Source organism: Arthrobacter sp. UYNi723 (assembly GCF_054057635.1).
Map to the genome: position 1 here is coordinate 160,554 of NZ_JBSRZM010000004.1, position 19,565 is coordinate 180,118.

Below are 19,565 nucleotides of genomic sequence, written 5' to 3' on the forward strand. Positions count from 1 at the left end.
TATGGCATGCCGCGTTGCCGGACGCATCCCCTGTCATGGCCGGGCCAGGCGAATGGCGCGTGAGGAGAACGGTGGCTTAGGCGCCTGGCTGGCGCAGTTCCCGGGAGGCCGTCTCCCGGACGGCGGCGGTCAGCTGGTTGAGAACCGGGGAGTCGATTTTCCAGCGCTGCCAGTACAAGGACACGTCAACGGGGCTCGCGGAGGCCAGCTCCACGAGGGCGCCGCTGCGGAGGTCTGCCAGGCACTGTTGCTCCGGCAGCAGCCCCCATCCCAGTCCCAGCCGGATGGCCTGGGCGAACTCGGCCGACGACGGCACATAGTGCCGCGGCGCGGTCAGTTCCGCGCCGGTCATCGTGCGGAAGAACCGGTCCTGCAGGTCATCTTTTCGGTCAAAGTCCACCACGGGGGCCTGGCTCCCTGCAACAAGTTCCGGCCCGTCCGGCCACCAATGACGGAGGTACCCGGGGCTTGCCACCGCACGGTATCGCAGGGAACCCAGCGGTTCCACGCTGCAGCCCTGGACCGGTTCCGGAGTTGCGGTCACGGCAGCCATCACCGCCCCGGTGCGCAGGAGCTGCGTGGAATGCTGTTCGTCCTCCCTGTGCAGTTCAAAGAAGGCGCCGACGTCGGCGGGAAGGCTTGCCAGGGCCTTCAGAAACCACGTGGACAGCGAATCGGCGTTCACCACCAGGGGAATGGGCGCGCCGTGACTGCCACCGCTGTCACCGAGCTCCCGGCGGGCGTCCCATTCCAGTTGCCGGAGCTGCCGGGCGAACCGCAGGACCGCCTCCCCGGCCACGGTGGGGCGGACGGGGTTGGTGCGCTGCAACAGGATCTGGCCGGCCGCGTCCTCCATCGCCTTGAGACGCTGGGAAATGGCCGACGGCGTGACGTACAGGCTGCGGGCCGCCGCCTCGAGCGTCCCCTCGTCCACGACGGCCGCGAAGGTACGGAGCTGCTCGAACTGGAACATCTTCATTAGCTTTCCTTAATAGAGCTAAGAATATTTAGCTGGAGTAATCATACGTCCGCCCGTACGTTGGAGGATATGGATCTGACTGCATTTATCGGCCCCACCGTGCTGGGCTTCGGCACGGGCCTCGCCCTCATCGTGGCCATCGGCAGCCAGAACGCCTTTGTCCTCCGGCAGGGCATCCGCGGCGAGCATGTGGCCGCCGTCGTCCTGGTCTGCAGCGTCTCCGATGCGCGCTGCTCATCGCTGCGGGCATCGCCGGAGTGGGGGCGCTGCTCCAGTCGAGTCCCGTGATCGTAGACGTGGTCCGATTTGCCGGCGCCGCCTTCCTGGTGGGCTACGGCGTTATGGCGGCGCGCCGGGCGATTCGTCCTGGAGCACTAACGGCGTCGGGGCGGCAGCCTGCCGTCGGCCTCGGCGCCGCCCTCAGCACGGTACTGGCCCTGACGTGGCTCAACCCGCATGTCTACCTGGACACGGTACTGCTGCTCGGATCGGTGGCCAACCAGCAGGCACAGGATTTGCGTTGGTGGTTCGGGGGCGGAGCCATTGCCGCCAGCATCGCCTGGTTCAGTGCGCTGGGATTCGCTGCCAGGGTCCTCCGGCCGTTCTTCGCGCGGCCCGCCTCGTGGCGCATCCTGGACGGGCTCGTCGCTGCGGTCATGCTCACGCTGGGTATGCGCCTGGCAGTCGGTGCGTGACGACGTCGTTTCTTGGCGCGAACCGGCAGATAACGACTCCAAAACGCGAAAAACAGGGCATTATCTGCCCGTTCGAGCATTGCCGTTGACCTCGGCGGCAGTGCGGCGTAGCTTCATGGTCACCACCGCGATGTTGCTGGGCCAACGCATCCGCCGGACCGAAAGCCAGCCATGAACGGAAACCAGCCAGTGCAGGGCAGCAAGCCTTATCAAAAGGCCGGAGCAGTCATCGTCGCGGCGGGCGCTTGCTGGGGGCTCGGAATCTCCTTCGTGGGGAACGTGCACGCCACCCGAGACCCTGCCGCGAGGCTGGCCATGCTGGAGCGCCACCGAGGTCTTTGGGTTGCCGGACAATTCCTGGCAGCCGCCGGGACCATGGCCGTTCCCGTCGGATTTTCCCGGTTCGCCCAATCCATCCGTTCCGGCCCCGCCCCCGGCCCCGCCAAGACACTGGCCGCCGGCGCAGCAGCTGCACTGCTCGCGGGCGCACCGCTGTTCGTCGTGGCCTTGGCGGACCGCGCCTCGGACCTGGAGAGGTTCGCCTATCGGCGGGGTTCCAACTGGCCGTTCCTTACATATTCAGGGCTGCACATCAGCGGACTCGCAGCCCTGGGAGCCGGGCTGCTGCTCTTGCCGCTGAAGCCCTGGACCGGCATCACGGCGGCCGCCAGCGCGCCCGTCTTTGCTGCAATCCTGGCCGGCACCAAGGACATTCCGCCGTTCGCTTTCTACCTGGTGGAAACCGCGGTGGGAGTCCAGCTGATGCGCTACGAGGAACCCATGGCTCCGTCCGAGGACCACACGGACGCACTCCCCAGGCGTTGACGCTGGAGCCGGCGCGAACGGGCAGATAATGACCCCAGAACACGAAAAACAGGGCATTACCTGCCAGTTCGCGCAAGGGTATCGGAGGAACTCAGGACAGGCGCACGCGCAGCAGCTCCGGGACTTCGTCCGCCTCACGCAACCCGGAGGTGCCGCGCATCGTGACACGCACGGCGTGGGCAACCACGGCCCCCAGCCCGCCGTCGTCGGGCGCCGATTCTTCCATCACCGCGTCCCGCACCCTGCGCTGTTCGGAGGAGCCGGTGCCGCGGGCAATGATGTCCTCGACGCCCTGCCGGGCCAGGGAAAGCTCGTCCTGCTCGGCGAGGACCGGAGCCAGATAGTCCACCAAGGATCGCACCACGTCGACGGCCGGCGCCGGCCTGAACGTGCCAAAATCCAGCAACTCACCGTTCAGGCCACTGCTGCTCGCCTGCCATGCCGCCATCCGCAGCAGCACAGTGGGCACCGGGGCCGGCTCCACGCCGTCGCGCCATTCACGGCTGGCCGATTCGACCAAGGCCCGCACCAGCACCGCGATCAGGGCAGCGTCCTCGGCGCGGAGGCAGACGTCGGCCACCCGGACCTCAACCGTGGGGTGGTTCCGGGACAGTCGGGCGTCGAAGTAGATCATGCCTTCATCCAGCAGCACGCCACTGTCCAGCAGACGCGTGACCACCCTCCGATATGCGGAGTACGTGCTGAAAATGGCCGAAGGGCCGGACATGGGCCAGCGGTTCCAGGCCTGGGTGCGGTAGCTCTCGAATCCTGTGGGCATCCCGTTCCAGAACGGCGAATTCGCGCTCAGTGCCGTGAGGACTGCCAGCTTGTCCCGGATCCTGTCCAGCACGGCCACGCCCTCGTCCTTGGATTCGATGAACGTGTGGACGTGGAAGCCGCAGGTCAGCTGCTCCTGCGCGGTCAGGCCGAAGCGTTCGAGCATCCGGGCATAGCGGGCGTCCGGGGTGGTGTGGCTCGCAAGGCCAAACGGAGACGTGGCAAGCGCGGCGACCCTTGCACCGTTTTTGGTGGCCGCCTGGTCCGCCAGCAGCCGGCCGGCCCGAATCTGCTGCAGCAGTTCTGAGTACTCGAGGCAGGGACGGGTTTGGGTCTCGATCTGCTCAAGCTTCAGCTCGGCGGTCAGGCCAGTACCGTCGTCGCGAGCGGCTTTTTCCTTGGCTGCCAGCGCATAGGGACGTTCCGGGGCGTCGTCGGCTGCCATCCGGTGGCCGGACAGCATCGCGTCCGCGAGGGCAAGCGGCTCCCCCGTGTCCGGATCAACGATCAGGAGCTCTTCCTCGACGCCGAATGTACGCATGCTTATATTGTGCTGCAACGCCCGCCAGGTTGACCCGGTTACTGCCGATCATGACGAAGCGCGAACCGGCAGATAAAGCGCTCAAATCCGCCTCTAGGGGTCGTTATCTGCCAGTTCGCGCGGGGCGGAGGGCCGCAAGTGTACGTTCGCCCTAGTCCTGGAAGTACTCCACCTTGGCGCCGATGGTGTTGAGCCGTTCCGCCAGGTCTTCGTAGCCGCGCTCGATCACGTAGATGTTCCGCAGCTCCGAAACACCCCGCGCCGCGAGCATGGCCAGCAGCAGGCAGGCGGCGGGGCGGAGTGCCGGCGGGCAGCCAACCTCGGCGGCTCGCCACTTCGTGGGGCCGTTGACGTAGATCCGGTGCGGGTCCAGCAGCTGCACCTGGGCGCCGAGCCGGTTGAGTTCCGTGAGGTAGATGGCCCGGTTCTCATAGACCCAGTCGTGGATCATGGTCTGGCCGTGGGCGTTCGCGGCGATGACCGCGAAGAAGGGCAGGTTGTCGATGTTCAGTCCGGGGAACGGCATGGGGTGGATCTTGTCCTCGGGCGCCCGCAGCTCGGACGGTTTGGTGGTCACATCCACCAGCCGGGTGCGGCCGTTGCGCGCCACGTACTCGCCGGAAATCTCCAGCTGCTGGCCCATCTGCTCCAGTGTGGCCAGCTCGATCTCCATGAACTCGATGGGGACGCGGCGGATGGTCACCTCTGAGTTGGTGACGATCCCGGCGGTGATGAGGCTCATGGCCTCAATGGGGTCCTCGGACGGGAAGTACTCAATGTCGACGTCGATCAGCGGCTGCCCGGTGATCTTCAGTGTGGTGGTGCCCACGCCGTCGATCTTCACGCCCAGCATCTCGAGGTAGAAGCAGAGGTCCTGAACCATGTAGTTGGGACTGGCGTTGCGGATGACGGTGGTGCCGCGGCGGTGCGCCGCTGCCATGATCGCGTTCTCGGTGACAGTGTCCCCACGCTCGGTCAGCACAAAGGACCGGTCGTCAGTGTCAGGCAGCGGAGCCTGCACGGCGTAGAAACCGGCAGTGGCTTCCACGGAGAGCCCGAACTGGCGCAACGCCTGCATGTGCGGCTCCACGGTGCGGGTGCCCAGATCGCAACCGCCGGCATACGGCAGACGGTATTCCGCGGATTCGTCAAGAAGCGGGCCCAGGAGCATAATCACGCTGCGAGTGCGGCGCGCCGCGTCCACATCCATGGCCTTGAGGTCCAGGACGGCGGGGCGGCGGAGCTGGAGATCGGTGTCGTTAAGCCACGTGCACTCGACGCCGATGCTGGTCAGGACCTCCACGATCCGGTTGACCTCTTCGATCCGGGCGAGTCGGCGCAGGACGGTGGTGCCGCGGTTGATCAGGCTGGCGCACAGCAGCGCCACACCGGCGTTTTTGCTGCTGTTGACATCCACCGCCCCGGAAAGCGTGCGGCCGCCTTCGATCCGCAGGTGCGTCATCTGCGGTTTGCCCACTTTGACGATGCTGCGGTCGAAGATCGTTTCGAGCCGCTGGATCATTTTGAGGCTGAGGTTCTGCTTGCCCTGTTCCATCCGGGCGACGGCGCTTTGGCTGGTTCCCAGCGCGGCGGCGAGCTGGCCCTGGGTCCAGCCCTTCTCGGTCCGGGCATCCTTGAGCGTGGCGGCGATGTGCTCGGCAGTTTCCTGAGTCATAACAAAAAAATATCACAAATGAGCTATTTTATGGGATATGAAATCGGAGTGGCGACTGAACTCCCAGCAAATACCCGACTCATGAGATAGCCGCTCCTTGATGGTTGTCCTTGACCCCGCCACTCGCTCGGCGGGAGACTGAAACATCGGGTCCACCCGAAAAGCGGAAGAATGCCATGCAGGAGGCCTGCCATGTATGGGAATGCGGCTACAGCATCCCGTGCTTTAGCGTGTGCCATCTTGTGCCTGCTCTTGGCCCTTTGCGGGATTATCGTGGCGCCGGCGTCCGTGGCCACCCCTTCACCCGGCGAGGGCGCCGAGCAAGCACTGGGTAACGATGTCTCGTGGCCTCAGTGCAACAAGGCGCTTCCCGCCGCTCCAGCTTTCGGGATCGTGGGCGTCAACAATGGCCTGGCCAGCACCACTAACCCCTGCCTCGCCGAACTGCTCCGCTGGGCCGAAGCCATCACGGTGAACCCGACCGATCAGCCGTCCGTGGCCCTTTACGTCAACACCGCCAACCCGGGGCACGCTGGCTCCTGGTGGCCCACCAGTAACAACTACCCCGCAGCCCACGCTGTATCCAACCCCTACGGCACCTGCAAGGACAAGGACGTTGGCACGGCGTGCGCATACATGTACGGCTACGCCAAGGCGTACGACGACGCCTACATCCGCGGCATCAGCAGCCCCTCGGACTACCTGTGGTGGCTCGATGTTGAAACCGGCAACAGTTGGTCCCTCGACAAGAATGCCAACCGTGCCGTCCTGGAAGGTATGACCGACCTTTTTCACAGCATCGGCGCCGACGTCGGCATCTACTCCTCGGCCTATCAATGGGGACAGATCGTGGGCACCGTCAGCAGCTCCAGCAACCTTTATGCCCTGCCCACCTGGCTGGCAGGCGCCCTCAATGCCTTCGGAGCCACGGCCAACTGCTCGAATGCGCCGTTGAACCCCGGTGGCACAGTCACCCTGACCCAGTTCGTCTCCAGGGGCTTCGACTACAACCACTCGTGCATTTAGCAAGCACTGCGCGCCGTAGCCAGAATCCGGAAGCATGGCCCGCCCTTACTAGCGCCAGACGAAGTTCCAGGTCCCCATTACAGCCGCGGCAACCACAGCAGCCGCCGCGATCAGGGCGCCGCCCACCAGAACCCAGGCGTCCAGCGGCGAATACGTGGATTCCCGCGCCCACGTCCGCTGCCCGGTGCCGAAACCGCGCGCTTCCATGGTGATGGCCAGCCGGGACGCGCGGCGGATGGCCTGGACCAGGAGCCCGAAGCTCTGCCCGAGGGTGGCCCGCAGCCGTTGCAGCGGGCTGCCCTGCGAGCCCACGCCGCGGGCCCGCCGCGCCATGCCGATGGTCTGCCATTCCTCGGCCATGAGCCCTACCAGCCGCATCGCGGCCAGCGTGCCAAGGACAAAACGGTGCGGCAGCCGGGCCTTCTGGGCCAGTGCATCGGCGAGGTCGGTCGGATCTGTGCAGGTCATGAGCAGGATCGCCGGCAGGGCTATCGCGAGGCCGCGCAGCATAAAACCGATTCCCAGCTGCAGGGAACCTTCGCTGATGGACCAGATCCCGACGTCGAGCAGTACAGCGCCGCTGTCCGCCGCGACGATCGCCGTGCTCCAGCCGCCCAGGGCTGCCGCGATGATGAGCGGCCAGCCCCGTTGCCACAGCAGGCGAAGGGTGAGGCCGGCCAGCGGAAAGAGTGCCAGTTCCGCCACGAGCGCGGTGGTGGCAGACACCCAGTCGATGGAGAGCGCCAGCACCAGGGTGATGAAGAAGACGACGGCGAACTTGGCCAGCGGGTTGGCGCGCGTCAGCAGCGCGTGGTTGTCGCGGAGGGTCAGGGCACCCCTCATGCCGCACCTGCTTCCTGGCGGGCGCCGCCGCGCGAGGCCGGGCCAAGCCGCAGTTCAGCCCCGCCCAGAACGGCGCTGAATTCCTGGTCGTGGGTCACGGAAACCACGGAGGTCCCGGCGTCGAGCAATTCTGAGAGGAACGATGCGAGCTCGGCCCAGGTGTTGGCATCCTGGCCGAAGGTCGGCTCGTCGAGGACCAGCACACGAGGGTGGGCCGCGAGGACAGTGGCCACCGAGAGGCGCCGCTTTTCGCCGCCGGACAGTGTGTACGGATTGGCGTCCACCAGGTGCGTCAGGCGCAGCCGTTCCAGCAGTTCATCAACCCGCTCCTCGCCATGGCCCAGATGCCGCGGGCCGAACATCAGTTCGTCCAGCACGCGGCCGGTGACGAACTGGTGCTCGGGCTCCTGGAACACGGTTCCGATGCGAGAAATCAGCTGGTTGGCTTTCCATTTGAAGGGATCGATCCCGGCCCCCTCGGAAAGCTCGACGGCGGCGGACACCTTCCCCGCCACCGGCGCCAGAAGCCCGGCGAGCGTCAGCGCAAACGTTGACTTGCCGGCGCCGTTGGGCCCCGTGACGGTGAGTGCCTGGCCGGAACGGACCTGGGCGGTAATGCCCTGCTGCACCGGCACGGGCGGGATGGTCCGGAAGCCGCGGCGCCTCGGACGCTCGCGGGAGACGGCCAGGTCCTCGGCAGCCAGCAGCAGGTCACCGGAGCCTGCGGACACGCGGCGACGGGTTGCCGGAACATAGCCCGGCACCCAGACGCCCGCGCCGATCAGCATGTCCCGTGCCTCCGCAAGCACCTGGTCCGGCGGCCCGTCCAGCAGGACTGCGGACGTGGCGGCGGAACTTCCAGCGGAGCCCGCAACCGAGCCCGGCTGGAGCACCACAATCCGGTCCACCAGGTCCTTCCAGACGGACACGCGGTGTTCCACCACAACGAGTGTGGCTCCGGTTTTGTCCAGGCAGCGGCCCACGGCGTCGCGGACTTCCAGCACGCCGGCGGGATCGAGGTTTGCGGTGGGCTCATCCAGCAGGATCAGCCCGGGCCGCATTGCGAGGATCCCGGCCAGCGCCAGGCGCTGCTTCTGCCCGCCGGACAGGGCCGACGTCGGGTGGTCCAGCGGGAGCCCGCCGGCACCAGCGCCGCCGTCGGCGTTCAAACCGCCGCCCCCGGCACTTCGCAGCCCGACGTCGTCGAGCGCCTCGTGGACGCGCCGCCAGATCTCGTCCCGCGGCACGGCGAGGTTCTCGGCGCCGAAGGCGACGTCGTCACCCAAGCGGGAGAGGACCACCTGCGTTTCGGGGTCCTGCTGCATCAGGCCGGAGCGGCCGCGCTGCCCGCGAGGCACCACACCGTCGATCAGCAGCGAACCGGTCTCATCGGCGTCGTCCCCTTCATCCCCAAGCACCCCCGCGAGCGCGTGCAGCAGCGTTGACTTGCCCGCGCCCGACGGGCCCAGCAGCAGCACCCGCTCGCCGGGAGCGATGTCGAGGTCGAGCCCGTGGACGGCGGGCGCGGAACGTCCGGAATGCCGCCAGCCCCAGCCACGGGCGGATACCGCGGCGGGGCGCACTGCGGAGGCGCCGGCGTCGGAAGCGGTCATCAGTTGAAGACGGGCTCCGACGCTGCCTTCCGGGACGCGAACGAGCTCAGCACGCCGGTCTTGGCCAGGCCGCGGGTGGCGATCCAGGACAGCGCACCCGCAATGACCGCGCCGGAGATGGTGCAGAACACGATGTACGCGAGCTTGTCGCCGGGCTCGTAGGCGATGTTCCAGCCCCACGGCAGGAAGGAGTCATTGAGGCCGCAGAACAGGCCCGCCCCGGCACCGGCCAGCAGTGCGGCGATGAGGTTGTACTTCTGGTGCAGGAAGGACTTGAACCGGAAGTTGCCGTACACCAGCAGGAAGAACACCAGTTCGGCGCCCAGGCCCTGGAGGAGTCCGGAGATCAGCACCGTGGCGCCGTACTGCGAGCCCATGATGAGTTCGCCGGTGGCGGCCACCGCTTCGCAGAAGAGCGCCGCGCCGGGTTTGCGGATGATGAGCATCCCCAGCACTGCCGGGATCATCCAGCCGCCGGCGATCAGGCCGGTCAGCGGGGGGTAAACGGCGTTCATGGGGGCGGAGACGATGCCGGCGCCCTGGGACCAGGCCCAGAAGATCACGCCGCCGGTGATGGCGATGAGCGCCGCCACCACGATGTCCACAACGCGCCAGGTGTTGCCGGTCTTTTTGAATGCTGCAGTTGTCATTCGGTCCTCCTGAGGAACAGGAGGGGAAAGTGCCCCGGCGTGCGGCGCTGCCGCCGTTTCCGGACACTTCGAGAACTCGACTCCCTTGCGCCGGTACTAACCGGATCAGGTTCGAGGGTCTGCGGCTGTCCGCACTCTCAGCGCCCACCTGCGGTTCCCTGGCAATGCCAGTGATGTCCGACGGCGGCGCTCCCCTGTCGTAATAAATCTGCCCTGATGGGCGTGATCCAGTTTACACCGCGGGCGGGGTAGATTGTGGGCCATGACTGCCAACAATCCGACTGTGACTGCGTTCAATCCCGATTCGACGGTGCCCCAGCCGGCGGGGCTGCTTGAGGCCCTGATTGCTCGGATCGAAGCCGAGATCAACGAGCTGCAGTTTCCGCATTTCAGCAAGGACGACTCCCTCAACCTCGGGCTGCTCCTGGTGGAGTTGGGCAAGAGCCGAAAGCTGCCCATCGCGATCGACATCACCAAGGGTGACCAGGTCCTTTTCCACGTGGCCCTGGACGGCGCCACCCCGGACAACGAGCGCTGGATCCGGGCGAAGCAGCGCACCGCCGCCAGGTATGAGATCCCGTCGTTGTTGGTGGGCCTCCGCGGCCGGCTGCACGGCGGCCGGATCGAGGACCACGGCTGGTTCGATGAGTCCACCTACGCCCCGCATGGCGGCTGCTTCCCGGTCTACGTCACCGGCGTGGGTGCAGTGGCCACAGTGACGGTCTCGGGCCTGCCCCAGCAGCAGGACCATGATCTCGTGGTGGAGGCCTTGCGGGAGATTCTGGAGTCGATGCGGCCGGGTTAGGCTAAGGCAGTCCCGGATCCGCTCACAAGGAGTTCAACGAATGAACCTGTTCATCAAGCTGCTCGGCACTGCAATCAGCCTCGGCGCCGGATTCGTCGGCACCAAGATGGTCAATACCGTATGGGAAAAGTCCACCGGCCGGAAGCCCCCGACCGGCAGGGATGAAGACACCCCCACGAGCCTTCGCTCGGCGCTGACGTTCGCGCTCATTTCGGCCTCGGTCAGCACTATCATCCAGGTGCTCGCCAACCGTGGCACGCAGCGGGCCATCACCCGCTTCGCCAAGTCCCAGGACATCGTCTAGCCGCATCACCACCCCGGAGTTTTCGTCCAGATAATCGGCCCGAACCGGCCGAGATATACGATTATCTGGACAAAAAACCTACACGGGACGCTGGGGGCTGCGCGTGACGCTCAGTCCCGCCGGCCGCCATCGGACTCGTCATCCCGGGATGACTCATCCCGGGCGGACTGCGCCGCCTTCTGAACCACGGCTTCGAGTTCATCGGAGCTGAGCAGCTCGCGGTGCAGGTGTTTGGTCCGGTAACCGGCGCGGCCCACCATATGGGCGGAAACCGGCACGGTCAGCAGCTGGAAAATCCAGGCCACCAGCAGCACCGGCCACACCCACCAGGTGCGCAGCTGCAGGCCGATGGCCGCCAGGAGCAGGAACAGGCCCAGCACCTGGGGCTTGGTGGCCGCGTGCATCCGGCTCAGCAGATCCGGGAAGCGGAGCAGGCCCACGGCGGCGGCGAGCGACATAAGGGCACCCACCACCAGGAACACCGCCGACACAGTATCGATGACGTTATCAACCACGCTGGCCTCAGGACTCATTGGCTTGCTCCCGCCGGTCGGCCACGAAGCGCGCAACGGTCACCGAACCGATGAAGCCAGCCACGGACAGCGCCACCAGCAGCATCAGGTTGTTCAGGTGCCGGTTGACGGCCATATCGATGCACAGGGCAGCGCCGAGGATCGCGAGCAGGACGTCGGAGGCCAGGACCCTGTCCAGCAGCGACGGGCCGCGGGAGATCCTGATGATGGCGCCTGCCGCTGCCAGCGAAAGAATGACTGCCGTGACAGCCAGGACGGTCTGCATCATGCTGCGGCCTCCTGCCGGATTGCTTCGAGTTCTTCGCGGGTGCCCATGATCCTGATCAGGCCCGCTTCGATGGAGCGGACTTCCTTGCGCAGGTTCTCCACCTCATCCGGGCTGCTGACGTTGAGCGCGTGGAGGTACAGGGTGGACGTTGACCGGTCCACTTCCACCACCAGGGAGCCCGGGATCAGCGAAATCACGTGCCCGGTGGCGGTGACCATCAGGTCCTGATGGCTTCGCAACGGGACTGCGACGACGGCGTTGATCACCTTCGGGCCGCGGACAGCCGCCAGATACATGACCTCGATGCTGGCAGCCGCCACCCTGCCCAGGAAACGCAGGGCAAATGGCACGGCGTGCAGAATGTTGAAGCGGCCGCTGAGTTCCACCGGCGGCAGGTAGAACATCCGGGCCACGAGCACGGCCAGCAACGCGCCGAAGAGCAGGTTGCCGGGGCTGAAGTCCTGCCACAGGGCAGCCCAGACAATCACCAGCCATACCAGCAGGGGCAGTTCCTGGCGCAGGGAAATCCGGCGGCGGCTCATTTGCCCCCTCCGTCTTTCAGGGCCAGCGGGGGAACTTGCGTGTCCTCGCCCAGTACGGCCTGGATGTAGGCGGACCTGTCCAGCATTTCGTGGGCGGCCTGGTCCGAGACGGTGAACAGCGGGCCCGCGAAGACCGTGAGTGACACGCCCAGGATCACCAGGCCCAAGGTTGAGCCCACCATGGTTCGGGGCAGCAGCGTGACGTTCTTGCGGCCGGCCCGGCTGCCGGTATCAGAGTCCTTAAGCTCGGCCAGCAGGACCGGGTCCGGGTGCTCAGCGTCCGAGGGCTTGCGCCAGAACGCGCGGTTCCAGACCCTCGCAACGGCCAGCAAAGTCAGGAGGCTGGTGACCACGCCGCCGATCACCAGGGTGTAGGCCAGGGGCGTGCCCAGTTCGATGCCCGCCTGGATGAGCCCCACCTTGCCCAGGAACCCGGAGAACGGCGGGATTCCGGCCAAGTTCATGGCGGGGATAAAGAAGAGCAGGGCCAGGATGGGTGACAGCTTGGCCAGACCTGCCAGCCGGTCCACGGAGGAGCTGCCGCCGCGGCGTTCGATCAGGCCCGTGACCAGGAAGAGGCTCGTCTGGATGGTGATGTGGTGGGCCACGTAGAACACGGCGGCGCCCAGCCCGGCCACCGAGGACATGGCCAGGCCGAACACCATGTAGCCGATGTGGCTCACCAGGGTGAAGGACAACAGACGTTTGATGTCGCTCTGGGCCAGGGCGCCAAGGATTCCCACCACCATGGTCAGCAGCGCCGCCACCATCAGCGGAGTGTTCAGGCTGTCCCCGGGGAAGAGCAGGGTTTCAGTGCGCACCATTGCGTACACGCCGACTTTGGTCAGCAGTCCGGCGAACACGGCAGTGACCGGCGCCGGCGCCGTGGGGTAGGAGTCGGGCAGCCAGAACGAGAGCGGGAACACGGCCGCCTTGATGCCGAAGGCCACCAGCAGCATCACGTGCAGCAGGGTCTGGGTTCCCTCGTCCAGGTCCGCGAGCTTGATGGCGAGGTCGGCCATGTTCACGGTTCCGGTGGCGCCGTAGACCATGGCGATGGAGATCAGGAACAGCACCGAAGACACCACGGAAACCACCACGTAGGTGACGCCAGCGCGGATGCGGGGGCCGGTTCCGCCAAGTGTCATCAGTACGTAGCTTGCCGTAAGCAGGATCTCGAAGCCGACGTACAGGTTGAACAGGTCCCCGGACAGGAACGCGTTGGACACGCCGGCCACCAGGATCAGGTAGGTGGGGTGGAAGATCGACACCGGTGCGTCCTGGTCGCCGTCGGCCATGCCCTGCCCGGTGGCGTAGACCAGCACCGCGAGGCTGATAGCGGAGGACACCACGAGCATGAGGGACGAGAACTGGTCCACCACCATCGTGATGCCCCACGGCGGCAGCCAGCCACCGATGTTCACGGCGGCGGTTCCGCCGTCCCACACGGAGGCCAGCAGCAGGCACTCCAGCAGGAGCGTCAGGGACAGCACGGCGATGCTCACTGCGCGCTGGGCGCTGGAGTGCCGGATCAGCAGGAAGGCCAGGGCGGCACCGAGGATGGGAAGTACGACGGCGAGCGGGGCAAAGCTTGCGATGTTCACTTCACACCTCCTTCGGGACCAGGGGTTACGTTCCGCGAGCCGGGTTGCTCTTCAGCGGCGGCATCCGCGGCAGGAATCTCCTTGGCACCGGCCGTGACGGAACCGGCCTCATCCGGGCCGTCCGACGTCGAGGCGTGGTCCGAGACGGAGCTCCCGTCGCTGCCAAGCATCGTCAGGGGAAACTCGGAAGTCTCGGCCGGAATCGGGGCATCGTCCTCGGCGTCGAACCTAGGCGTCTCGGCGACGCGGAGGTCCTCGACGTCGTCCTGGATCTCATCCTGGCGCGCCAGGACCCACGTGCGGTAGATGATGCCGAGCATAAAAGCCGTCACGGCGAAGGAGATCACGATCGACGTGAGGATCAGGGCCTGCGGAAGCGGGTCCGCGTATTCCTGCGCGCCGGTGTCCTTGTTGTACAGCGGCGCCAGGCCGGCATAGCCGCCGGTGGCCAGGATCAGCAGGTTGGTGGCGTTGGCCAGCAGCATCAGCCCGAGCAGCACCCGGGTGAGGCTGCGTTCCAGGATTAGGTAGATGCCGCACGCATACAGGGCACCCATCACGGTCAGCAGGGTCAGGTTGACGCTCATCCTTGGCCCTTCGCGGTGGTTTCGGCGTGGACGCCCACGGGTTCCTTGGCGTGCACGTCCGCCTGCACGTCCGCCTGCACCCCGGCAGCGGCAGGAGCGTCGTCGCTTGGCGCGTCCTCGGCGGGCGCCGTTCTCTGCTCTTCAAAGTGTTCGTCGATCTCGGAGCCCAGGCTGCGCAGCACGTCCAGCACCAGGCCGATCACCACAATGTAGACGCCGATGTCGAAGATGGTGGACGTAACGAACTTGATGTCCCCGAACACCGGAAGCCAGAGTTCGATGATGGCGGTCTGGAATACCTGGCCGCCGAGCAGCAGCGGCACCACACCGGATGCCGCCGCAGTGGCGAGCCCGATCCCCAGCAGCGTTCCGGCGCCGACGGGCGTGGCCTCGCGCAGTTCGAACCGGCCGCCGGCCAGGTAGCGGATGGCCAGGGCAAGCCCGGCAGTCAGGCCGCCAGCGAAGCCGCCGCCGGGGAGGTTGTGGCCGGCCAGGAGGAGGTAGAGCGAGAAGATGATCAGGGAGTGGTAGATCAGCCGCGTGACCACTTCAAAGATGATGGAGCGCCGTTCCGGTGCCAGGGTCCGCCCTGCCACGATCCAGGCATCCCGGGCGGAGGCTGCGAATTTGCGGCTGATGGCCAGCGCCGCTGCCTCCCGCGACCCGGGATCCACCGCAACCTGGCGGCCTACACTGCCCTCGGCAATGGTTTCAGAGACCCTGCTCCGGTCGCCGCGGCCGCGGACGAAGATGAGGCTGGCAACACCTGTGGCGGCCAGGGCAAGGACGGATATTTCACCGAAGGTGTCCCAGGCGCGGATGTCCACCAGGGTCACGTTGACGATGTTCAGCCCGCCGCCGCCTTCATAGGCGAGCCGGGGGAATTCCAGGGACACGGGCACGGCCACCCGGGCGCCCATGGCTTGGATGGCGGCGAAGACCATGGTGACTCCGAAAGCCGCCCCGATGATCACTCGGATCACCCGGTACTTGCCGCCGGTGCGGTCACGGAGTTCGGCGGGCAGGCTGCGCATGGCCAGGACAAAGGCCACCAGGATGATGGTTTCCACAAGCATCTGCGTGAGGGCCAGGTCCGGTGCGCCCTGGAGCGCGAACATCAGGGCGATCCCGTATCCGGTCACGGACACCATCAGCACGGCGAGGAACCTTTTGTTGGCCTTGACCGCGGCCAGCGCGCCGATCACAATTCCCGCCCCGACCACGGGCTGCAGCGGCGAGTAGGGATCGATGAAGTACAGGTTGCCCGGCAGCGGCTTGCCCGCCAGCACCATGGCGGCCAGCGGCAGCGCAAACGCCATCGTGAGGATCACGGCGAGGTAGAAGTACAGGGAACCACGCTGCGTGCGGCCCGTAATCCAGACCGCGGTGTCGTCCAGGGCGCCGATGGTGAGCTGGTACATGCGGTCGCCGTCGATCCAGCCGGGAACGCGGGACTGCGCGCGGGCCACAAGGTTCCGTCCGAAGTACATCGCCAGGCCCAGGGCAAACGTGAGGGCGGTCAGTCCCAGGGCGGAGGTGAAACCGTGCCACAGCGCAAGGTGGCCGGCCTGCTCGGCCGGTGTGCCGGCGTCGGACGCGGTGGAGGCGAACAGCGCGGCGTAGGGCTGGACCCAGGCGTCCACCGCCGCCGGCCAGAGGCCGTAGACGATGCTGAGGACGCTGAGGACGGCCGGGGCTGCCAGGAAGGAAGGCTTGACCGCCTTGAACGTTGTCCGCTCAATCCCGGGCTTCACCGCGAACGCTCCCCACATAAAGCGTGCGCTGTAGGCGAACGTGAGAATGGACCCGAGGACGATGCCCACGAGCACCACCATGCTCCAGGCCTCGCCGCCGGAAGCGTGGTGGACAAAGGCTTCCAGGACTGATTCCTTGGCCACAAATCCGGCGAGCAGCGGGACGCCGGCCATCGAGGCGGCACCGATGCCGGCCACAATTCCGAGCGCCCGGGACTGCCGGAACACGCCGGAAAGCTGGCGCACATCGCGGGTACCGGCCTGGTGGTCGATGATGCCCACCACCAGGAACAGGGTGGCCTTGAACAATCCGTGGGCGAGGAGCATCGCGAGGCCGGCGAGGGCCGCGTCCGGCGTGCCCAGCCCCACAACCATGGTCAGGAAACCCAGCTGGCTGACGGTGCCGTAGGCCAGGATGAGTTTGATGTCGGTCTGCCGGAGCGCCCGGTAGCCGCCAACCAGCATGGTGGCCAGGCCCAGGCCCAGCACAATGGACTGCCAGTAGGCGGTGTCGGAAAATCCCGGAGCAAGCCGCGCCACCAGGTAGATCCCGGCCTTCACCATAGCCGCGGCGTGGAGGTACGCGCTCACCGGAGTGGGGGCCGCCATGGCTCCCGGAAGCCAGAAGTGGAAAGGAACCAGCGCGGACTTGCTGATGGCGCCCGCCAGGATAAGTACGACGGCGGCGGCAACGATTGCGCCGGAAGGTCCGCTTATCAGCGTGGGAGCCTGAGCCAGGATCGCCGAGATCCGGTACGTGCCGGCACTGTGGCCCAGCATAATCAGGCCCACCAGCATGGCCAGCCCGCCCGCTGTGGTTGCCATCAAAGCTTGCAGCGCAGAACGGCGGGCCGCCAGCCTGGTGCGGGCGAAGCCGATCAGCAGGTAGGACAGGATGGTGGTGAGTTCCCAGAAAATGAACATCAGAAGAAGACCGTCAGCGATCACCAGGCCGAACATCACTCCCGCGAAGGCGAGGAACTGGGCGCCGAAGCTTCCGAGGTCCTGGTCCTTGAGGCTGAAGTATCGCGCGCAATAGACGAGCACCAAGGCGCCGATGCCCAGGATAAGGAGCGACATCACCCAGGCAAGGGGATCGAGCCGGAAGGCGAATTCAAGATCCAGCCCGGGGATCCACGGGAAGACTTCCGAGACCGCGCCGGCGTCCGAGTACACGGCGCCGTGCTGGAACAGCAGCCAGCCAAACGAAACGGCAGGAACAGCGGCCAGCGAATAAAAAGCGTTGCGGCCCCATGCCCTGAAGAGAAACGGCGCCACGGCAGCAACCGCAAAGTGCACGGCAAGGACTGTGATCACTGGTATCTCCGCAACGTCAGGGATTCGATTGTCAAAAAGTTAGGGCAGGCGGTCATTCGTCAGGTTCGGTGGCCACAGTTTATCAAGGCACCACTGACACTTTTCCCGCCCCGGACCGTGGGTCCCTGGAATTTCCCCGGTGTCCGGCGTACCATCTCCGCGATGTTCGCCAGGGGGCGGATACGATTCAGCCTATGAACACCGCCAGCGCTCCTGAGGCCATGCAGCCGTCATCGGAACTCGCGTCCGGAACCCAGGCCACGGGCAAGGGCCGAGTCCTCGCCTGGGCCGCCTGGGACTGGGGATCTGCGGCCTTCAACGCGATCATGACCACCTTCGTTTTCACCGTCTACCTCACCTCCAATGCCTTCGGCGGCAAAGATCAGGCTTCGGCCGTTCTTGGCGGTGCGCTGGCCATTGCGGGGATCGCCATCGCGCTGCTCGCTCCGGTGACCGGGCAGCGCTCGGACAACGGCGGGCGCCGCAAGCTGTGGCTGGGGGTCAACACGGCCGCCGTCGCCATCCTGACGGGCCTGTGCTTCTTTGTGTTCCCGCGGCCGGAGTTCCTGCTGCTGGGCGTTTCCCTGATCGCGCTGGCGAATGTGTTCTTTGAGTTCGCCGGCGTCAACTACAACGCCATGCTGGCCCAGATCTCCACCCCGAAAAACATCGGCAAGGTCAGCGGATTCGGCTGGGGCATGGGCTACCTGGGCGGCATCGTGGCCCTGCTGATTGTGCTGCAGCTGTTTGTGCAGCCGAGCTTCGACTGGTTCGGCGCCTCCACCGAGGACAGCCTGAACATCCGGCTGGTGGCCGTGTTCTCCGCCCTGTGGTTCTTCATCTTTGCTCTGCCGGTGCTGTTCGCCGTCCCGGAGCTGCCGCGGCCGGAGCGGGCCCAACCGCTGGGTTTCCTGGCCTCCTACCGCCTGCTGATCCGCCGGATCAAGGCCATCTACGCCACCAGCCCGCACACCATTTACTTCCTCCTGGCCAGCGCAGTGTTCCGGGACGGCCTCGCGGCCGTGTTCACCTTCGGCGGGATCATCGCGGCCGGCACGTTTGGCTTCGAATTGTCCCAGGTCATCTTCTTTGCCATCTTCGGCAATGTGGTGGCTGCCGTGGGCGCCATCATCGGCGGGTTCCTGGACGATCGGGTGGGGCCCAAGGCCGTGATCATGGGTTCCTTGGTGGGGCTGCTGGTCGCCGGGACCATGATCCTGGTCCTCGGCAACGAAAGCTACATCTTCTTTGGCACGGCGTGGGCCGGCAGCACCACCTTCTGGGTCTTCGGGCTGTTCCTGTGCCTGTTTGTGGGGCCTGCCCAGTCCTCATCGCGGGCTTACCTGGCCCGGCTGGCGCCGCACGGCGAGTCCGGCGAACTGTTTGGCCTCTACGCCACCACCGGCCGTGCCGTCAGTTTCCTGGCCCCGGCGCTGTTCACCCTGTGCATCGCCCTGGCCACGCCGCTGGTTGCGCCCGGCGAGGCCCAGCGGTGGGGGATCCTGGGCATCATGGTGGTGCTGCTCGCCGGGCTGCTGGTCCTGCTGCCGGTGAAGTCACCGGACAAGACCGCCATCGCCGTGGTTCCAGCCTCCTAGCGCGAACGGCCGCTTAGGCCCCACACCCTTGAAGCGCGAACTGGCAGCGCTGCGTGTGTGTGCGCCGAGGGCCGCAACTGTCCGCTCGCGCCGCCTTGCGCACACCCGCCCGAAACCGGCCTGCAAAGACTAGGCTGGTGGTATGAACGTGGACGAGACTGACCTCCCCGGCCTGGGCCGGCGGAAGGACTTCATGACGACTTCCGGCCGCCGCATCGGCGTCGTGGAGCTGCGCGAGGGCACGATGGAACTCATCGTTTCCACTTGGGACGATCCCGACACCTGCCAGGCGTCGATTCCCCTGACCGGCGATGAGGCCGCCACCCTGGGTAACCTCCTGGGCGGGCAGCACCTTGCCATGAAGCTGACTGAAGAGCACCGGGAAATCCCGGGCATCGTGACCCGGCAGTTCTCCATCGCGCCGGAATCCCCGTTCCAGAACCAGCCCATGGGGAAGGCCTGCATCCGCACCCGCTGCGGAGTGTCGATCGTGGCGATCATGCGTGAAGGCGAAGTGCTCCCGTCGCCGGGACCCGACGTCGTGCTTCACTCCGGCGACCTCCTCGTTGCAGTTGGAACGCAAGAAGGCCTCGATTCGGCGGCCGATATCCTGCGCAACGGCTGAGCGT

Annotated in this window: 18 protein-coding genes, 1 pseudogene and 1 riboswitch; of the genes and pseudogenes, 7 read left to right on the top strand and 12 right to left on the bottom strand. The window is 66.4% G+C overall.

The genetic code is table 11. From position 1 onward, the window contains the following. Positions 1 to 76 precede the first annotated feature (76 nt). Positions 77 to 979, bottom strand: a complete 903-nt coding sequence (locus tag ACVWY0_RS04980; protein WP_485835686.1) for a LysR family transcriptional regulator ArgP — start codon at positions 977 to 979, stop codon at positions 77 to 79. A 69-nt stretch (positions 980 to 1,048) separates the two neighbouring features. Here ACVWY0_RS04980 and ACVWY0_RS04985 point away from each other — a divergent pair. Both ACVWY0_RS04985 and ACVWY0_RS04990 read left to right on the top strand, forming a co-directional pair. Next, positions 1,049 to 1,674, top strand: a pseudogene (locus ACVWY0_RS04985) (LysE/ArgO family amino acid transporter). A 171-nt stretch (positions 1,675 to 1,845) separates the two neighbouring features. Then, positions 1,846 to 2,499, top strand: coding sequence for a hypothetical protein (locus ACVWY0_RS04990; RefSeq protein WP_485835687.1), 654 nt, complete (start codon positions 1,846 to 1,848; stop codon positions 2,497 to 2,499). 91 nt (positions 2,500 to 2,590) lie between these two features. Here the strand turns inward: ACVWY0_RS04990 and ACVWY0_RS04995 are convergent, their stop codons facing one another. After that, positions 2,591 to 3,817: a glutamate--cysteine ligase 2 gene (locus ACVWY0_RS04995; protein WP_485835688.1), complete on the bottom strand. Its 1,227-nt coding sequence runs from the start codon at positions 3,815 to 3,817 to the stop codon at positions 2,591 to 2,593. A 151-nt stretch (positions 3,818 to 3,968) separates the two neighbouring features. Next, positions 3,969 to 5,492, bottom strand: coding sequence for a UDP-N-acetylglucosamine 1-carboxyvinyltransferase (locus ACVWY0_RS05000; RefSeq protein WP_485835689.1), 1,524 nt, complete (start codon positions 5,490 to 5,492; stop codon positions 3,969 to 3,971). 288 nt (positions 5,493 to 5,780) lie between these two features. Between ACVWY0_RS05000 and ACVWY0_RS05005 the strand changes: the two genes are divergently transcribed. Continuing rightward, positions 5,781 to 6,518 carry a glycoside hydrolase family 25 domain-containing protein gene (locus tag ACVWY0_RS05005; RefSeq protein ID WP_485835690.1) on the top strand — a complete coding sequence of 246 codons (738 nt, stop codon included), beginning with the start codon at positions 5,781 to 5,783 and terminating at the stop codon, positions 6,516 to 6,518. 48 nt (positions 6,519 to 6,566) lie between these two features. Here the strand turns inward: ACVWY0_RS05005 and ACVWY0_RS05010 are convergent, their stop codons facing one another. Genes ACVWY0_RS05010 through ACVWY0_RS05020 form a run of 3 tightly spaced genes read right to left on the bottom strand, consistent with a single transcriptional unit; the run spans position 6,567 to position 9,624 of the window. Next, positions 6,567 to 7,361: an energy-coupling factor transporter transmembrane component T family protein gene (locus tag ACVWY0_RS05010; protein WP_485835691.1), complete on the bottom strand. Its 795-nt coding sequence runs from the start codon at positions 7,359 to 7,361 to the stop codon at positions 6,567 to 6,569. After that, positions 7,358 to 8,974, bottom strand: coding sequence for an ABC transporter ATP-binding protein (locus tag ACVWY0_RS05015; protein ID WP_485835692.1), 1,617 nt, complete (start codon positions 8,972 to 8,974; stop codon positions 7,358 to 7,360). The genes ACVWY0_RS05010 and ACVWY0_RS05015 overlap by 4 nt, the downstream gene beginning before the upstream one ends. Then, the gene (locus tag ACVWY0_RS05020; RefSeq protein ID WP_485835693.1) at positions 8,974 to 9,624 is read right to left on the bottom strand and encodes an ECF transporter S component; all 651 of its coding nucleotides are present in this window, start codon (positions 9,622 to 9,624) and stop codon (positions 8,974 to 8,976) included. The genes ACVWY0_RS05015 and ACVWY0_RS05020 overlap by 1 nt, the downstream gene beginning before the upstream one ends. Positions 9,625 to 9,688: 64 nt before the next feature. Continuing rightward, positions 9,689 to 9,830: riboswitch (TPP riboswitch) on the bottom strand. Between the two features lie 56 nt (positions 9,831 to 9,886). On the opposite strand from ACVWY0_RS05020, the gene ACVWY0_RS05025 reads away from it, so the two are divergent. Then, positions 9,887 to 10,429, top strand: coding sequence for a heme-degrading domain-containing protein (locus ACVWY0_RS05025; protein WP_485835694.1), 543 nt, complete (start codon positions 9,887 to 9,889; stop codon positions 10,427 to 10,429). 40 nt (positions 10,430 to 10,469) lie between these two features. Continuing rightward, a complete protein-coding gene (locus ACVWY0_RS05030; RefSeq protein ID WP_056341347.1) occupies positions 10,470 to 10,733 on the top strand; it encodes a DUF4235 domain-containing protein in 264 nt (87 codons plus the stop codon). Between the two features lie 110 nt (positions 10,734 to 10,843). Here the strand turns inward: ACVWY0_RS05030 and mnhG are convergent, their stop codons facing one another. From mnhG to ACVWY0_RS05060, 6 genes are read right to left on the bottom strand one after another with little or no spacing between them, the layout of a single operon-like run. Further along, entirely contained in the window at positions 10,844 to 11,266 is a 423-nt protein-coding gene (gene mnhG / locus ACVWY0_RS05035; RefSeq protein ID WP_485835695.1) for a monovalent cation/H(+) antiporter subunit G, read from the bottom strand. Further along, positions 11,256 to 11,534 carry an MrpF/PhaF family protein gene (locus ACVWY0_RS05040; RefSeq protein WP_485835696.1) on the bottom strand — a complete coding sequence of 93 codons (279 nt, stop codon included), beginning with the start codon at positions 11,532 to 11,534 and terminating at the stop codon, positions 11,256 to 11,258. Before ACVWY0_RS05040 ends, mnhG begins: the two co-directional genes overlap by 11 nt. Beyond that, on the bottom strand, positions 11,531 to 12,076 hold the full coding sequence (locus ACVWY0_RS05045; RefSeq protein WP_485835697.1) for a Na+/H+ antiporter subunit E: 546 nt from the start codon (positions 12,074 to 12,076) through the stop codon (positions 11,531 to 11,533). The genes ACVWY0_RS05040 and ACVWY0_RS05045 overlap by 4 nt, the downstream gene beginning before the upstream one ends. Continuing rightward, entirely contained in the window at positions 12,073 to 13,680 is a 1,608-nt protein-coding gene (locus ACVWY0_RS05050; protein WP_485835698.1) for a Na+/H+ antiporter subunit D, read from the bottom strand. Before ACVWY0_RS05050 ends, ACVWY0_RS05045 begins: the two co-directional genes overlap by 4 nt. After that, on the bottom strand, positions 13,677 to 14,267 hold the full coding sequence (locus ACVWY0_RS05055) for a Na(+)/H(+) antiporter subunit C (protein ID WP_485835699.1): 591 nt from the start codon (positions 14,265 to 14,267) through the stop codon (positions 13,677 to 13,679). Before ACVWY0_RS05055 ends, ACVWY0_RS05050 begins: the two co-directional genes overlap by 4 nt. Next, entirely contained in the window at positions 14,264 to 17,338 is a 3,075-nt protein-coding gene (locus ACVWY0_RS05060; protein WP_485835700.1) for a Na+/H+ antiporter subunit A, read from the bottom strand. Before ACVWY0_RS05060 ends, ACVWY0_RS05055 begins: the two co-directional genes overlap by 4 nt. A gap of 194 nt (positions 17,339 to 17,532) precedes the next feature. On the opposite strand from ACVWY0_RS05060, the gene ACVWY0_RS05065 reads away from it, so the two are divergent. Both ACVWY0_RS05065 and ACVWY0_RS05070 read left to right on the top strand, forming a co-directional pair. Further along, on the top strand, positions 17,533 to 18,936 hold the full coding sequence (locus tag ACVWY0_RS05065; protein ID WP_485835701.1) for an MFS transporter: 1,404 nt from the start codon (positions 17,533 to 17,535) through the stop codon (positions 18,934 to 18,936). 142 nt (positions 18,937 to 19,078) lie between these two features. Then, positions 19,079 to 19,561: a cation:proton antiporter regulatory subunit gene (locus tag ACVWY0_RS05070; RefSeq protein ID WP_056341364.1), complete on the top strand. Its 483-nt coding sequence runs from the start codon at positions 19,079 to 19,081 to the stop codon at positions 19,559 to 19,561. Positions 19,562 to 19,565 lie beyond the last annotated feature (4 nt).

What these genes read in the sequence shown, in the direction of transcription:
- ACVWY0_RS05010 (WP_485835691.1), bottom strand. Translation starts at nt 7,361, where the DNA reads ATGAGGGGTGCCCTGACCCTCCGCGACAACCACGCGCTGCTGACGCGC.
- ACVWY0_RS05000 (WP_485835689.1), bottom strand. Translation starts at nt 5,492, where the DNA reads ATGACTCAGGAAACTGCCGAGCACATCGCCGCCACGCTCAAGGATGCC.
- ACVWY0_RS04980 (WP_485835686.1), bottom strand. Translation starts at nt 979, where the DNA reads ATGAAGATGTTCCAGTTCGAGCAGCTCCGTACCTTCGCGGCCGTCGTG.
- ACVWY0_RS05030 (WP_056341347.1), top strand. Translation starts at nt 10,470, where the DNA reads ATGAACCTGTTCATCAAGCTGCTCGGCACTGCAATCAGCCTCGGCGCC.
- ACVWY0_RS05070 (WP_056341364.1), top strand. Translation starts at nt 19,079, where the DNA reads ATGAACGTGGACGAGACTGACCTCCCCGGCCTGGGCCGGCGGAAGGAC.
- ACVWY0_RS05045 (WP_485835697.1), bottom strand. Translation starts at nt 12,076, where the DNA reads ATGAGCCGCCGCCGGATTTCCCTGCGCCAGGAACTGCCCCTGCTGGTA.
- mnhG (WP_485835695.1), bottom strand. Translation starts at nt 11,266, where the DNA reads ATGAGTCCTGAGGCCAGCGTGGTTGATAACGTCATCGATACTGTGTCG.
- ACVWY0_RS05040 (WP_485835696.1), bottom strand. Translation starts at nt 11,534, where the DNA reads ATGATGCAGACCGTCCTGGCTGTCACGGCAGTCATTCTTTCGCTGGCA.
- ACVWY0_RS05065 (WP_485835701.1), top strand. Translation starts at nt 17,533, where the DNA reads ATGAACACCGCCAGCGCTCCTGAGGCCATGCAGCCGTCATCGGAACTC.
- ACVWY0_RS05015 (WP_485835692.1), bottom strand. Translation starts at nt 8,974, where the DNA reads ATGACCGCTTCCGACGCCGGCGCCTCCGCAGTGCGCCCCGCCGCGGTA.
- ACVWY0_RS05020 (WP_485835693.1), bottom strand. Translation starts at nt 9,624, where the DNA reads ATGACAACTGCAGCATTCAAAAAGACCGGCAACACCTGGCGCGTTGTG.
- ACVWY0_RS05055 (WP_485835699.1), bottom strand. Translation starts at nt 14,267, where the DNA reads ATGAGCGTCAACCTGACCCTGCTGACCGTGATGGGTGCCCTGTATGCG.
- ACVWY0_RS04990 (WP_485835687.1), top strand. Translation starts at nt 1,846, where the DNA reads ATGAACGGAAACCAGCCAGTGCAGGGCAGCAAGCCTTATCAAAAGGCC.
- ACVWY0_RS04995 (WP_485835688.1), bottom strand. Translation starts at nt 3,817, where the DNA reads ATGCGTACATTCGGCGTCGAGGAAGAGCTCCTGATCGTTGATCCGGAC.
- ACVWY0_RS05025 (WP_485835694.1), top strand. Translation starts at nt 9,887, where the DNA reads ATGACTGCCAACAATCCGACTGTGACTGCGTTCAATCCCGATTCGACG.